Source organism: Pseudomonas sp. SMV7, assembly GCF_052041995.1.
Lineage (GTDB): Bacteria > Pseudomonadota > Gammaproteobacteria > Pseudomonadales > Pseudomonadaceae > Aquipseudomonas.
In genome coordinates this window covers 428,322-442,481 of sequence record NZ_JBKGGT010000001.1, presented here as the reverse complement: position 1 = coordinate 442,481, position 14,160 = coordinate 428,322, and the positions used below count along the sequence as shown (strand labels likewise).

Here is a 14,160-nt window from a genome sequence, read left to right as displayed (position 1 = left end):
GATTGCCCGGATTATCCGTGAGCAGGGCCAAGCAGGGAAGCGCGCTGTGGGTACGGCGGCCAGGCGCTATCCTGGAAACTGACGCGCCGGGCAGCTTTCACATAAAACAAAACGATATGTAAATGACTAAACATTCTAACGAAATGGAATATAAAAATTGAAAGCCTAACGCCAGCTCCTTAGTCTGGGCGCACCGTTTCCCTACCGTCTCAAGGAGCCATGCCCATGCCCGCCCGTGCTTTTTCTCCCCTGCGCCGCCTGCTGCTCGGCGGTCTGCTGGCCAGTGTCGCCAGCGCCCTGCTGCCTTGGTCGCAAGCCCTGGCCGACGACACCAGGACCCTGCGCATCGGCTACCAGAAGTTCAACAGTATCAATATCCTCAAGGGCAGCGGTGCGCTGGAAAAGGCCCTGGCACCACAAGGCGTGACCGTCAGCTGGCATGAATTCGCCGCCGGCCCGCAGTTGCTCGAAGCCCTGAGCACCGGTGCCATCGACCTCGGCCACGCTGCCGATGCACCTTCGGTGTTCGCCCAGGCCGCAGGCAAGCCGGTGGTGTACCTGGCTGCCGAGCAACCCTACCCGCGTGGCATCGGCCTGGTAGTGCGCGAGCAGGACCAACTGGCCAGCGTCGCGGACCTCAAAGGCAAGCGCGTTGCCACGGGCCGCGGCTGGAATGCCCAGTATCTGCTGGCCGTTGCCCTGGAGCAGGCTGGCCTCAGCTACCGTGACATCACACCGGCCTACGTCAACAACGCCGCCGATGCCGTGGCCGCCCTGCAGTCAGGCAGCGTCCAGGCCGTGACCCTGTGGGACCCGTTCCTGGCTGCAGCCGAAAGCCAGCCCGGCCTGAAGAACCTGCGCGACGGCAGCGGCCTGTCGAACAACCGCACCTTCTACCTGTCCACCGCCAGCTTCGCCGATCAGCACCGCGACCTGCTGAAAACCTTCTTTGCCGAACTGGGCAAGGTCAGCCAGTGGGCCAACGCCAAGCCTGCCGAAGTCGCCGCGCTGCTGTCGCCGCAACTGGGGATCAACGCCAGCGTCCTGCAAGTGGCCAGTGAGCGGCGCAACTACAACGCCGTGGCGATCACCCCGCAGATCGTCGCCGAGCAGCAGAAGCTGGCCGACACCTTCCAGGGCCTGGGCCTGATTCCGCACAAGCTGCAGGTCGCCGACGCGGTCTACCCGGCTTCCGTGTTGCCTTGAACGGAGCCCACAGCATGCCCCGCCCGATCCGCTTCAATGCCTTCAGCATGAACGCCGCCAGCCACCAGTCGCCCGGCCTGTGGCGCCACCCGCGTAATACCAGTGTGAACTTCAATCGCCTGGATTACTGGACCGACCTGGCCCGCCTGCTCGAACGCGGCCTGTTCGACGCCCTGTTCATCGCCGATGTGCTGGGCATCTACGACGTCTACCAGGGCAGCCCCGAGGCGGCCCTGCGCGGTGGTGTGCAGGTGCCGGTCAATGACCCGCTGCTGCTGGTCCCGGCCATGGCCGGGGTTACCGAACACCTGGGCTTTGGCGTCACCTTCTCGCTCACCTACGAACACCCCTACCCGTTCGCCCGGCGCATGTCCACGCTCGACCACCTGAGCAATGGCCGGGTCGGCTGGAACATCGTCACCGGCTACCTCGACAGCGCCGCGAGGAACCTGGGCCTGGCGCAGCAGCTGGGCCACGACCAGCGCTACGACCTGGCCGAGGAATACCTGCAGGTGCTGTACAAGCTGTGGGAAAAAAGCTGGGACGAAGACGCGGTGCTGCTGGAGCGTGACAGCGGGCGGTATATCGAGCCATCCCGGGTGCACCCTATCAAGCATGCCGGCGAACATTTCCAGGTGCCCGGCATGCACCTGTGCCAGCCGTCACCCCAGCGTACGCCGGTGCTGTTCCAGGCTGGCGCTTCGCCGCGCGGCCAGCAGTTCGCGGCGCGCCATGCCGAATGCGTGTTCATCAGCGGGCCGACGCCCACGGTGCTGCGCCGCTACGCCGACGGCATTCGCCAGGCCAGCGAGGCCGCCGGGCGCGGCCGTGATAGCGTGCTGATCTACGCCCAGGCCCTGCTGATTGTCGCCCCCACCCGGGAGCAAGCCGAAGCACGCTTCGCCGAGTACCGCCGTTACGTGGACCTGGACGCCGCCCTGGCGCTGCTGTCAGGCTGGACCGGCATTGACTTTGCCGGCCTCGATCCCGATGCGCCGATCGAATATGTCGAGAACGATGCCGGCCGTGCCGCCCTGGCCGCCTTCACCGCGGCCGACCCGAACCGCCGCTGGAGCGTGCGCGAGGCCGCCGAATTCGTCGGCCTGGGTGGCCGCGGCCCGGTGCTGGTCGGCGCGGCCAGCGAAGTCGCCGACCAGTTGGAAAGCTGGTTGGAAGAGACCGGCATCGATGGTTTCAACCTGACCTACGCCGTGCAACCGGACGACCTCGCCCAGGTGGTCGAGCTGCTGGTACCCGAGCTGCAACGGCGTGGCCGCTACCCGCTGAGCTATGCCGAAGGCAGCTTGCGGCACAAGCTGTTCGGCCAGGGTGACCGTTTGCCGCAAGCGCACGCTGGCCGCCAGGTCAGCATTTAGCTGGCAAATACCGGGTATTCCAACATTTAATTTGTGGATGGCACGCCCTCGCCCCTATTCTGTCGCCACATCCCCTGCGCCGCACCGGCCGGTGCGGTTCACGGCATGGGGAGAGAACAACAAGTCGAGATCGTCCATGTCGAATCATTCCTACTTCGCCCCCCACGGTGGGCACCCGGCTCAGACCGAGCTGCTGACTGACCGTGCCATGTTCACCGAAGCCTATGCCGTCATTCCCAAGGGCGTGATGCGTGACATCGTCACCAGCCACCTGCCGTTCTGGGACAAGATGCGCATGTGGGTCATTGCCCGCCCGCTGACCGGTTTTGCCGAGACCTTCTCGCAATACATCGTCGAAGTCGCCCCGGAAGGCGGCAGCGAGCGCCCCGAGCTGGACCCGAACGCCGAAGCAGTGGTGTTCATCGTCGAAGGCGAACTGGACATCACCGTCGAAGGCAAGCACCACACCCTGGTACCGGGTGGCTACGCCTTCCTGGCACCCGGCGCCGAGTGGAGCCTGCGCAACAACAGCAAGGCCAACGTCACCTTCCACTGGCTGCGCAAGCACTACCAGAAGGTCGAGGGCCTGGACGTTCCGGAATCCTTCGTCACCCACCGTGACAACGCCACCGTCATCGAAATGCCGGGCACCGAAGGCCGCTGGGTCACCACCCGCTTCGTCGACATGGCCGACATGCGCCACGACATGCACGTGAACATCGTCACCTTCCAGCCGGGCGGCGTGATCCCGTTCGCCGAAACCCACGTGATGGAACACGGCCTGTACGTGCTTGAAGGCAAGGCGGTGTACCGCCTGAACCAGGACTGGGTCGAAGTGGAAGCCGGCGACTTCATGTGGCTGCGTGCCTTCTGCCCGCAAGCCTGCTATGCCGGCGGCCCAGGCAAGTTCAGCTACCTGTTGTACAAGGACGTCAACCGCCACGTACACCTGACGCTGAACCCCAAGCGCTAAGCCCAGGCTGCCCCCGCAAGCCCGCCAATCTGGCGGGCTTTCTGTTTGCCGCGCATACTGAAACCTCCATCCCCGCGCGGTGCCCGCCATGAACCGCTGCCTGCTGCTCGCCGTCCTGCTGCTCGGCTCCTCCGCCCTGGCCGCCGATGACTGGGACCTGGCCTACGACCGCGAAGGCATTCGCGTGTACCTGAGTGGTGTCAGCGGCTCGCCGTACCAGCAATTTCGTGGGGTCAGCACCATGAAAGCCAGCGTGCGCACGCTCACCGACCTGCAGGAGAACCTGCGGGTGGCCTGCAAATGGCTGTACGCCTGCGAGCAGATGCGCCTGCTGGAGGTGAACGGCGCCGATACCTGGGTGTACCTGACCACCAACCTGCCGTGGCCGACGATGCCACGGGACATCGTGCTGAAGGTAACCACCGAGCGGCTCGACGACGGCACCCTGGTGCGGCACCTGAACGCCGAGCCGGGCCGCTTGCCCGAAGAGCCCGGGCTGATCCGCGTGCAGCATTTGTCGGGGGAATGGATCATGAGGCCACTCGGCCAGCAGGAAACCGAGGTGATCTACCAACTGCAAGCCGACCCGGCAGGGGATGTGCCGGGTTGGCTGGCCAATCGGTTCGTGGTCGATGCGCCGGTGGTGACCCTCAGGACCCTGAGGGCAGTAGCCGAGCGTCAACCTTGAGGCTTCACTCGAACTCGTGGGCCGAATTGCAATGACCGGTTTCAGTCAGGTAGGTACCTTCAGGGCAGGGTGTGCTTGGCACGCCAATGCTCCGCACAGCCCGGCGACGGGCTTCAGGTTGTTGGGTAGACGATGCAGTCGTTTTCACTGACGGCAGTATCGGCATCTTCATGCTCGTTGCCATGCGCTACTTGAACCAGGCCTGCGGCGGCCAGCAGGGTTATGAATGCGATTTTTTTCATAGGGTCTCCGGAATGAGATCAAAGGGGTTGCGCAGCAGATCCTATGCTCCCCCCAGCCTGGATGGCCTTAGCCACATTCCCCGTGAATCATTCAGAACCCCGCTCCTGCCTTGTGGGAACGATCGAGGCAGCAGCCATCGTTGCAGGGGAAAGACACCGCACTCGACATGCCGCCGAACCCCTGCTACCGCAGTTGCAGTTCTCAGATCCCGCCGCCCGCCAACAATTGCGTCATCACCTCGGTCAGCGCCTTGACCATGACATCCGCCGTCGGCCGGTGGACGATGACGATTTCGTAGCTGTCGACCTCCGGCAGGCCCTGGCCTGTCCCTAGCACCCGGTGCTCGCCGGTAGCGGCCCGCGGTGGCAGCAGGCTGATGCCCATGCCATCGGCCACTGCGGCCTGGATGCCACTGAGGCTGGAGCTGGTGAAGCTGATGCGCCAGCGCCGGCCCATGCCCTCGATGGCGTTGATCATGTCGTCGCGGTACAGCCCACGCGGCGGAAAGGTAACCAGCGGGATCGGGTCCAGTTCGAATGCCGGCGTGCGCGCGCTGTCGATCCATTGCAGGCGCTCCGGCCAGCACGCCACTCCTTCGCGGCTGTTGCGCCGCTGCTTGAGCAGCACCAGGTCGAGCTCGCCATTATCGTAGGCCTGGCTGAGGTCGCGGCACAGGCCGCTGGTGACTTCCAGCTTCACCTGCGGGTGCCGCCGGCTGAACGCTGACAAGGCATTGGTCGTCCGCCCGCCAACGAAATCCTCGGGCACCCCCAGGCGCACGGTCACGCCCACCATCGCCCCGGCCAGGGCTTCGAGCATCTGGTCGTTCAGGGCCAGCATGTGCCGGGCATAGCCAAGCAGGGTCTGCCCAGCGTCGGTCGGCAACACATCCCGGTTGCCGCGCACCAGCAGGCGATGCCCGACCATGTCCTCGAGGCGCCGCACCTTCTGGCTGATGGTCGATTGGGTCGAGTGCAGGCGGGCGGCAGCCGTGGTGAAACTGCCGCAATCCGCCACCACCACAATGGCGCGCAGCAGGTCGAGGTCGAACAGGGCCCTATTCGATTTCACGCCAGTAGACATCCTGGTATTCAACTTTCAAATGGCAAGGCTGTTTTCTATCACGCCACCCCCTGCACCGCAACGCACAGGCTCAGTCGCCGAGCGCCACGCCTTCGCGGCGGGGGTCGGCACCGCCCAACCAGCCGTCGCCGCTGCGCTGGATGATCTGCATGCCACTGGTCATGGTCAGGGGTGTTACCACATGCCCCCAGGCTGCCAGCTGGCGGATCAGCGCCGGGCTGGCCAGCCCCGCCTCCACTTCGGTGTCGGCATTGCGGCTGCCGAAGTTGGGCAGGCCGGCGGCCTGCTGCGGATCAAGCTGCCAGTCCAGCAGGCCGATCAGCGCCTTGTTGACGTAACCGATGATCTGCGAGCCACCGGGCGAGCCCAGGCTGGCCACCAGTTCGCCGGAGGCTTGCGCGAACACCAGGGTCGGTGCCATGGACGACAGCGGCCGCTTGCCCGGCTGCACCCGGTTGGCCACGGGCTTGCCCTGCTCCTGCGGGATGAACGAGAAGTCGGTCAGGTGGTTGTTGAGCAGGAAGCCCTTGACCATCAGGTGCGCACCGAACGCTGCTTCCACCGAAGTGGTCATGGCCAGGGCCTGGCCGCGGTCATCGACCGCGCTGAGGTGCGAGGTGGAAACCCGCAGTGGCGAGCGGTCGGGGGCCAGGGCCAGGTCGGCCCCCTGCGGCTGCCCGGGGCGCGCGCGCTGCATGCTGTAGTCGCCGATCTGCCCGGCGCGGGTGGCCAGGTAGGTGGGGTCAGTCAAGGCCTTGACCGGAACCGCCACATAATCGCTGTCGGCCAGGTATTGGGCGCGGTCGGCATACGCCAGGCGCTCGGCTTCGGCAACCAGGTGCACGGCCAGCGGTGGGGCTTCGAGTTCGGCAGCCGATGCAGCAGGCAGCGGCCGCATGGCGGCAAGGTCGCGTGCCGGTGCAGCCCGCTGCAGCGCTTCGAGAATGCCCAGGGTCTGCAGCACCGCCACCCCACCCGACGAAGGCGGCGGCATGCCGCAGACGCGCCAGGCCTTGTAGGGGCCGCATACCGGCTCGCGCTCCTTGGCCTGGTACTGCTGCAAGTCCTGCAGCGTCAGGTAGCCGGCGTTGGCATGGCTGCGCACCTTGGCCACGATGGCTTCGGCGATTGCGCCGGTGTAGAACGCCTCGGCGCCATGCGCGGCAATCTGCTCGAAGGTTTGCGCCAGCTCGGGGTTGCGCAAGGTGGTGCCGACCGCCAGCGGTTTGCCGTGGGCATCCAGGAAGTAGCGGGCCATGGCCGGTGAACGGGCAATGAACGGGTCACTCGCCAGCAAGGCGTGAAGGCGTTCGGACACCGGGAAACCGTTGCGCGCCAAGGCAATCGCCGGGGTGAACAGCTCACGCCAGGGCAACCTGCCGTGTTGCGCATGGGCCAGTTGCAATGCCCGCAAGACCCCGGGCACCCCCACCGAGCGCCCGCCGATCTGCGCGGCCCGGAACGGCATCGGTGAGCCGTCGGCCTGCAGGAACAGATTTTCCGACACTTCTGCCGGGGCTGTCTCGCGGCCATCGTAAGCCTGCACGCGCTGGCCGTCCCAGTACAGGATGAACGCCCCGCCGCCAATACCACTGGATTGTGGCTCGACCAGGGTCAGTACCATCTGCATGGCGATGGCCGCGTCGATGGCGCTGCCACCGGCCCGCAGCATCGCCCGTCCCGCCTCGCTGGCCAGCGGGTTGGCGGCAGCGACCATGTGCCGGCTGGCGTGCACCAGCTGCAAGCCAGAGCGATAGCCGGAGGCCAGTTCCGGTGGTGCGGGCAGCAGCGCGTCGGCACCTGCCCAAGCACTGGAAGCCAGCAGGCACAGGGTGCCCGCCAGGTGGGTGAAGAATGTCATCGTTTGCTTCCTGCCATCAGCTGTTCAGCACGGCACTGTCGGTCAAACGCAAACTTCACTGCAAGCCCTGGCGGCTTTTCCGGCATGCAGGCAGGCAGGCGCGGGCTTCAGGCCACCTCTTCGAACGGCAGGCCCACATAGTTTTCGGCAATGTTCACCAACCCCGCCGGCGAAGACAGGAAGTACTCACGGTCGGCCTCCTGCATCTTCTGGTCCCAGGCGTCCTTGTGGCTGCCGAAATCATGCAGCAGCTGGGTCATGAACCAGCTGAAGCGTTCGCCCTTCCACACCCGGCGCAGGGCCAGCGGCGAATATTGCTGCAGCAGCTCGGTGCGCCCTTCGCGGTACACCTTGAGCAGGATGCGGTACAGATAGTTGACGTCCGAGGCCGCCAGGTTCAGGCCCTTGGCCCCGGTGGGCGGGACAATGTGCGCAGCGTCGCCGACCAGGAACAGATGACCGTACTGCATCGGCTCGACCACCAGGCTGCGCAGCGGCGCGATGCTCTTTTCCAGGGCCGGGCCAGTCACCAGGCGCGCCGCGACGTCTTCGGGCAGGCGTGCCTTGAGTTCATTCCAGAAGCGTTCATCGGGCCACGCTTCCAGCTGATCTTCCAGCGGGACTTGCAGGTAGTAGCGGCTGCGTGTGAGCGATCGCTGGCTGCACAGCACGAAGCCGCGCGCATGGTGCGCGTAGATCAGCTCGTGATTGACCGGCGGGGTATCGGCCAGCAGGCCCAGCCAGCCAAACGGGTAGACCCGCTCGTACTGCTTGAGCACACCGTCGGGGATGCTCTGCCGCGAGACACCGTGGAAGCCGTCACAGCCGGCAATGTAGTCGCAATCCACGCGGTGGAGCTGGCCGTCCTTCTCGTACGTCAGGTAGGGCCGCTCGCCCTTGAGTTCGTGCGGCTGGACATTATTCGCCGAATAGATGGTCGGCGCGCCACTGGCTTGACGCGCCTGCATCAGGTCACGTGTCACTTCGGTCTGGCCGTACACCGTCACCGTCTTGCCGCCGGTCAGGGCCTTGAGGTCCAGGCGCTGGCGACGCCCGCCGACCAGCAGCTCGACCCCTTCATGAACCAGCCCTTCGCGGTCCATGCGCGCAGCCACGCCGGCTTCGCGCAACAGGTCGACGGTACCTTGTTCCAGCACCCCGGCGCGGATCCGACCCAGTACATACTCCGGGGTCTGGCGTTCGACGATCAGCGTCTCGATACCGGCGTTGTGCAGCAGCTGGCCCAGCAGCAGGCCAGACGGGCCTGCACCAATAATTGCAACCTGAGTGTTCATTGTTGTTGTCTCTGTGCGGACGACACCGGCCCCGGACTGGCAGTGAGGCGGCATCTGCTGTTAGGGTTTGCCTTTGCATTTTTACTGGCAATAACCGCTGTAAAGCTGTGCTATTCCATGCATAACCTGCACTTTTACAAAAATCGTTCGATTAACGGACAGGCATTCACGCATGAAATCTCCCCTCTCCGGCGTCCCGGTGTTCACCCTGTATGGCGGAAACCAGGCCTGGCCCGGTAACGACCTGCTGCACTGCGAGCCGATCGAGGCGCGTAGCCGCCTGCACCACTGGGAAATCAAGCCACACCAGCATGCCGAGCTGTTCCAGCTGCTGTACGTGCAGCGCGGCCGGGCCGAGGTAGAAATCGAGGGGTCACGCAGCACCATCGGCGAAGCGGCGATCCAGGTGGTGCCGCCGCTGACCGTGCACGGCTTTCGCTTCAGTGCCGATATCCAGGGGCATGTACTGACCTTCGGTACGGCGCTGGTAGCGAACCTGGAGCAGCGCCTGGGCGCGCCTCTGGCGGTACTGGCGAAAGCGGCGTGCTACCCGTTGGGCCAGGACCGGGGGCGTCTGCGCAACCTGATCGACACCCTGCAGCAGGAGTACCAGGGCAACGCCCCGGCACGGGCAGCGCTGCTCGAGGCTCTGGTGACCGCACTGATGGTATGGATCAGCCGCCGCCAGCAGTCGGGGCAGGCACCACGCAACCGCGATGAGCGTGACCGCCACTTGCTCGGGCAATATCTGCGCCTGGTCGAGGCGCATTATCGCGAGCACCTGTCGGTGGAGGAATTTGCCGCGCGGCTGAATATCCCGAGCCTGCAGCTGAACCAGCTGTGCCGTGCGCTGAGCGGGCAAACCGCGTTGCAGGTGGTACACCGGCGGTTGCTGCTGGAGGCGCGGCGCAAGCTGGTCTACACGCGGATGAGTATCGGCCAGTTGTCGGACAGCCTGGGGTTCACCGACCCGACGTACTTTGCCCGCTGGTTCAAGCGCCTGAGCGGGCAGACCCCCAATGGCTATCGGCGGTCGGCCCAGCCAGACTGAGGCAGGCGCGCAGCGACGACGCACATCTGCGCCCCTGCTTGACGTAAACGTCAACCTGACGTCAGGATAGCCGCATACACCACGCCGAGCCCCAGCATGAGCCCCCAGACCTACAGCATCTCCGACCTGTCCCGTGAGCTGGACATCACCACCCGCGCCATCCGCTTCTATGAAGAGCAGGGCCTGCTGAGCCCGGAGCGCCGCGGCCTGGAACGGATCTATTCGGCGCGCGACAAGGTCAGCCTGAAACTCATCCTGCGCGGCAAGCGCATCGGCTTTTCCCTGGCCGAATGCCGCGAGCTGATCGAGCTGTACGACCCGTCCAGCGGCAACCTCAAGCAGCTCAACAGCATGCTGGCGAAAATCGCCGAGCGCCGCGCCCAGCTGGAACAGCAGATGCTCGATATCCACCAGATGCAACTGGAACTGGACACCGCCCAGGAGCGCTGCGAACAGGCCCTGGCCGCCACCCTGAACAACAAAGACAACCGCTGAACGCCACAGGAAACCCGCCATGTCCTTGCCCAAACACGTCCGCCTGGTCGAAGTCGGCCCCCGCGACGGCCTGCAGAACGAAGCCCAGCCCATCAGCGTTGCCGACAAGGTACGCCTGGTGGATGACCTTACCGAGGCGGGCCTGGCCTATATCGAAGTGGGCAGTTTCGTCTCGCCCAAGTGGGTGCCGCAGATGGCGGGCTCCGCCGAGGTGTTCGCCGGCATCCAGCAGCGCCCGGGGGTCACCTATGCCGCGCTGGCGCCCAACCTGCGCGGTTTCGAAGATGCCGTGGCCGCAGGGGTGAAGGAGGTCGCGGTATTCGCGGCTGCCTCCGAAGCCTTTTCACAACGCAACATCAACTGCTCGATCAGCGACAGCCTCAAGCGCTTCGAGCCGATCATGGAAGCGGCCCGCAACCACGGCGTGCGCGTGCGTGGCTACGTGTCGTGCGTGCTCGGCTGCCCCTATGAAGGCAAGGTCAGCGCCGACCAGGTCGCCCCGGTGGCGCGCGCCCTGCACGACATGGGCTGTTACGAGGTTTCCCTGGGCGACACCATCGGTACCGGTACGGCCGGTGATACCCGGCGCCTGTTCGAGGTGGTGTCGGCACAGGTACCGCGTGAGCAACTGGCCGGGCACTTCCACGATACCTATGGCCAGGCCCTGGCCAACGTGTATGCCAGCCTGCTCGAAGGCATCCGTGTTTTCGACAGCTCGGTAGCCGGGCTGGGCGGCTGCCCGTACGCCAAGGGGGCGACTGGCAATATCGCCAGTGAGGATGTGGTGTACCTGCTGCAGGGGCTGGGCATCGAAACCGGCATCGACCTGGACCGGCTGATTGCCGCCGGCCAGCGCATCAGCGGCGTGCTGGGCCGCGACAATGGGTCGCGGGTGGCACGGGCGCGCAGCGCGCAATAAGACATACGGGTGTCACAGGGTTGTGGGTGAGTGTTACCGCCGCCACGTTGTGCAGCGAAAAATCGGGTAACAGGGAAACAAATCGGCAGATTTTCAGGCCTGGCGATTTTCACAGAAATCGCTAAATGGTTGATTTAAAAGGGTTTTTAAAAGTTGGCACGCACCCTGCTATATCTTTCGCACAACAACAAAAAGAACGTGACACCCAATAAAAACAACAGGTAACGGCTCTGACATAACAAGAACAACACGGCAGAGACGCAGCAAGCAGATTTTTTTGGAGTCGACACGCTTTTCAGGGGTACGCCCCGCGGTCTGGCACAGAACAATAAAACTACCTCCAGGTAGCGGCAGCCAGGTTCGGATCAGCCATGATGAAAGCAGGTCAGCGCTCAAAAAAATACGTTTGCTCTTGACCCCGCATGGGGGTCGCCCGCAACACCCGGACCGGCTGACAAAAACAACAACAGGCCGGTCCCAATAATAAAAAAGAGCAGGCAACAACGCTTTGAGGGGAGCTTCGGCTCCCCTCAGTGCTTCCTGCCCTCTTCCTCTTCCTGCTTGCTCTCGTCCTGCCCTTCCAGTTTTTCCACCAGCAACGGCATCGTGCCCAGCACCAGCAGGGCCAGCACCGTGCTGATCACCGCCGTGGCCTCGCGGCCCATGCCGGCGGCCGTGCCAATGGCGGCAGTCATCCACAACCCGGCGGCCGTCGTCAGGCCTTTGACATGGCTGGGGTCCTGGCCGTTACCTTTCAGGATGGTGCCCGCGCCGAGAAAACCGATACCGGCGACGATCCCCTGGATCACCCGGCTCAGGGCGTCTTCCTCGGCACCGGCCATGCTCGGCGCCAGCACGAACAGCGCGGCCCCCAGCGACACCAGCATATGCGTGCGCACGCCTGCCGACTTGCCCTTGTGTTCGCGCTCGAAGCCGAGCACGGCACCGAGCAAGGCGGCCATCAGCAGGCGCACGAGGATCTGGGTGACCTCGCGGGTATCGGTGATATCGGCGAATTCGGCCTGGATTGCTTGCCAGATGAGGTCCATTGCGCTCGTTCCCGTGCCTGTCATCTGCCAAGATTGACCGCCATACCCAGCGCAAAGTGCCGCTGAACCGGCCAATGCAGCAACCCACTCGCTTGCGTGGTCCACCCTGTAACCGCCGCAGGAGGATCACCCCATGCCCGTTGAAATCGACCCAAACACCCGCCGCTGCACCCTCGTTGGCGAGGACCTGCGCGTCGAAGGCGATGGCCCGGCCATCGAAATCATCACCGATGAAAAGTTGCGCATGTCGGTGGCCCTGCTTGCCGGCCAGCGCGTGCCGATCACCGAAGCCGAGGCCGATGCGCTCACCGTAGCGGGTGCGGTAGATAGCCGCAGGCATCTGAAAGCCAGCGCGCCAGGCTCGGTAATCTAGGGCCTGGGGGGGCGAGCCGGGCAATCTGATACGGTTTTTATCGGGAAATCTGAGCCTGTGCTGATAACAGGCCCAGGGCCATAGTGTGCGTGCCTGATCGAGGCCTGATGAGCACCGAGCCATGACCGATAGAATCCTTCTCACAGAGATCGCCGCCGCCCCGGCCAGCCCCCGGCCACGACGCAACGACAGCGGCATTCACACGCGCAGCTTCCGCGGGTTGTACCGCAACCTGCGCATCGGCTTCGCCGGCGCCCTGTTCGTGCTGTTCTTCGGCACCGCCTGGCTGGACTGGGAGGGTCGCCAGGCCGTGCTCTGGGACCTGGCTAACAGCAAGTTCCATATCTTCGCCGCCACCTTCTGGCCGCAGGACTTCATCCTGCTGTCGGCCCTGCTGATCATCTGCGCGTTCGGCCTGTTCGCCATCACCGTGTTTGCCGGCCGTGTATGGTGCGGCTACAGCTGCCCACAAAGCACCTGGACCTGGCTGTTCATGTGGTGCGAAAAGGTCACCGAGGGCGACCGCAACCAGCGCATCAGGCTGGCCGCCGCTCCCTGGAGCCTGAACAAACTGGGCCGCCGCGTGTTGAAGCACAGCCTGTGGTTGGCCATCGGCCTGCTCACCGGCCTGACCTTCGTCGGCTACTTCACGCCGATTCGCCCATTGGCCGCAGAGCTGTTCAGCTTGCAACTGGGCGGTGTGGCGCTGTTCTGGGTACTGTTCTTCAGCGCCGCCACCTACATCAACGCCGGCCTGCTGCGCGAAGCGGTGTGCCTGCACATGTGCCCCTACGCACGCTTCCAGAGCGTGATGTTCGACAAGGACACCCTGGCAGTCGCCTATGACCCGCGTCGTGGCGAAGCCCGTGGCCCGCGCAAGAAAGGCAGCGACGCCCGCGCCCAGGGCCTGGGGGATTGCATCGATTGCACCTTGTGCGTTCAGGTATGCCCCACGGGCATCGACATCCGTGACGGCCTGCAGATGGCCTGCATCGGTTGCGCGGCATGCATCGATGCCTGTGACGGGGTCATGGACAAGATGGGTTACGCCCGCGGCCTGATCGGCTACAAGTCCGAACACAGCCTGCAAGGTGGCAGCACCCATTGGTGGCGCCCGCGTCTGCTGGGTTACGCCGCCGCGTTGGTGGTGATGATTGCGGCGCTGATGCTGGCCGTGCACCTGCGCCCGATGGTATCGCTGGACGTGATCAAGGACCGCGGCCTGTTCCGCGAAAATGCCCAGGGCCAGATCGAGAACATCTACCTGCTCAAGGTCATCAACAAGACCGAGCATGCCCGGCACTATCAGCTGCGCCTGCTGGACGCCGACGGCTTCAGCTTGCAGGGCAAGACTGCCTTCACTGTCGCGGCCGGCGACATGAGCGAGGTGCCGGTGTCGGTAGCGCTTCTGGCCGAGCGCCCGGCCAGCAGCTCGCAGTCGCTGAGCTTCGAAATCAGCGACCGCGACGACCCCGGCATCCGCAACGTGGCCCACAGCCGCTTCGTCGCGCCGCTGAACCGTTGATCCCTTACACTGACCCCACCTTG

14 protein-coding genes are annotated in these 14,160 nt (G+C 64.8%); 9 read left to right on the top strand and 5 right to left on the bottom strand.

The annotated features are described in order from the left end of the window. Positions 1-225: 225 nt before the first annotated feature. From ACLEJP_RS02240 to ACLEJP_RS02225, 4 genes are all read left to right on the top strand, one after another. The gene (locus ACLEJP_RS02240) at positions 226-1,206 is read left to right on the top strand and encodes an aliphatic sulfonate ABC transporter substrate-binding protein (RefSeq protein ID WP_225777546.1); all 981 of its coding nucleotides are present in this window, start codon (positions 226-228) and stop codon (positions 1,204-1,206) included. Between the two features lie 14 nt (positions 1,207-1,220). Further along, the gene (locus ACLEJP_RS02235; protein ID WP_440804201.1) at positions 1,221-2,582 is read left to right on the top strand and encodes an LLM class flavin-dependent oxidoreductase; all 1,362 of its coding nucleotides are present in this window, start codon (positions 1,221-1,223) and stop codon (positions 2,580-2,582) included. A gap of 136 nt (positions 2,583-2,718) precedes the next feature. Then, the gene (locus ACLEJP_RS02230; protein ID WP_170030190.1) at positions 2,719-3,555 is read left to right on the top strand and encodes a bifunctional allantoicase/(S)-ureidoglycine aminohydrolase; all 837 of its coding nucleotides are present in this window, start codon (positions 2,719-2,721) and stop codon (positions 3,553-3,555) included. An 88-nt stretch (positions 3,556-3,643) separates the two neighbouring features. Continuing rightward, positions 3,644-4,243, top strand: a complete 600-nt coding sequence (locus ACLEJP_RS02225; protein ID WP_440804199.1) for an START domain-containing protein — start codon at positions 3,644-3,646, stop codon at positions 4,241-4,243. A gap of 113 nt (positions 4,244-4,356) precedes the next feature. On the opposite strand, the gene ACLEJP_RS02220 is transcribed toward ACLEJP_RS02225, so the two are convergent. The 4 genes from ACLEJP_RS02220 to pobA form a co-directional block, all read right to left on the bottom strand. Continuing rightward, positions 4,357-4,485, bottom strand: a complete 129-nt coding sequence (locus tag ACLEJP_RS02220; RefSeq protein ID WP_440804197.1) for a hypothetical protein — start codon at positions 4,483-4,485, stop codon at positions 4,357-4,359. Positions 4,486-4,687: 202 nt separating this feature from the next. Beyond that, a complete protein-coding gene (locus tag ACLEJP_RS02215) occupies positions 4,688-5,569 on the bottom strand; it encodes a LysR substrate-binding domain-containing protein (RefSeq protein ID WP_440804194.1) in 882 nt (293 codons plus the stop codon). 70 nt (positions 5,570-5,639) lie between these two features. Continuing rightward, a complete protein-coding gene (gene ggt / locus ACLEJP_RS02210) occupies positions 5,640-7,430 on the bottom strand; it encodes a gamma-glutamyltransferase (protein ID WP_440804192.1) in 1,791 nt (596 codons plus the stop codon). A 107-nt stretch (positions 7,431-7,537) separates the two neighbouring features. Beyond that, entirely contained in the window at positions 7,538-8,725 is a 1,188-nt protein-coding gene (gene pobA, locus ACLEJP_RS02205) for a 4-hydroxybenzoate 3-monooxygenase (protein ID WP_440804190.1), read from the bottom strand. Positions 8,726-8,897: 172 nt separating this feature from the next. Here pobA and ACLEJP_RS02200 point away from each other — a divergent pair, with 172 nt between their 5' ends. The 3 genes from ACLEJP_RS02200 (at position 8,898) to ACLEJP_RS02190 (ending at position 11,190) form a co-directional block, all read left to right on the top strand. Further along, positions 8,898-9,776 carry a helix-turn-helix domain-containing protein gene (locus ACLEJP_RS02200; protein WP_440804188.1) on the top strand — a complete coding sequence of 293 codons (879 nt, stop codon included), beginning with the start codon at positions 8,898-8,900 and terminating at the stop codon, positions 9,774-9,776. A 96-nt stretch (positions 9,777-9,872) separates the two neighbouring features. After that, positions 9,873-10,271 carry a MerR family transcriptional regulator gene (locus ACLEJP_RS02195; protein WP_440804185.1) on the top strand — a complete coding sequence of 133 codons (399 nt, stop codon included), beginning with the start codon at positions 9,873-9,875 and terminating at the stop codon, positions 10,269-10,271. Between the two features lie 19 nt (positions 10,272-10,290). Further along, positions 10,291-11,190 carry a hydroxymethylglutaryl-CoA lyase gene (locus ACLEJP_RS02190; RefSeq protein ID WP_440804183.1) on the top strand — a complete coding sequence of 300 codons (900 nt, stop codon included), beginning with the start codon at positions 10,291-10,293 and terminating at the stop codon, positions 11,188-11,190. 530 nt (positions 11,191-11,720) lie between these two features. Here the strand turns inward: ACLEJP_RS02190 and ACLEJP_RS02185 are convergent. Then, positions 11,721-12,239 (bottom strand): MgtC/SapB family protein, encoded by a 519-nt coding sequence (locus ACLEJP_RS02185; RefSeq protein ID WP_440804181.1) that lies wholly within the window; start codon positions 12,237-12,239, stop codon positions 11,721-11,723. Between the two features lie 133 nt (positions 12,240-12,372). Between ACLEJP_RS02185 and ACLEJP_RS02180 the strand changes: the two genes are divergently transcribed. Next, positions 12,373-12,612: a DUF3203 family protein gene (locus tag ACLEJP_RS02180; protein WP_440804178.1), complete on the top strand. Its 240-nt coding sequence runs from the start codon at positions 12,373-12,375 to the stop codon at positions 12,610-12,612. Positions 12,613-12,733: 121 nt separating this feature from the next. Then, positions 12,734-14,137, top strand: coding sequence for a cytochrome c oxidase accessory protein CcoG (ccoG, locus tag ACLEJP_RS02175; RefSeq protein WP_440804176.1), 1,404 nt, complete (start codon positions 12,734-12,736; stop codon positions 14,135-14,137). Positions 14,138-14,160 lie beyond the last annotated feature (23 nt).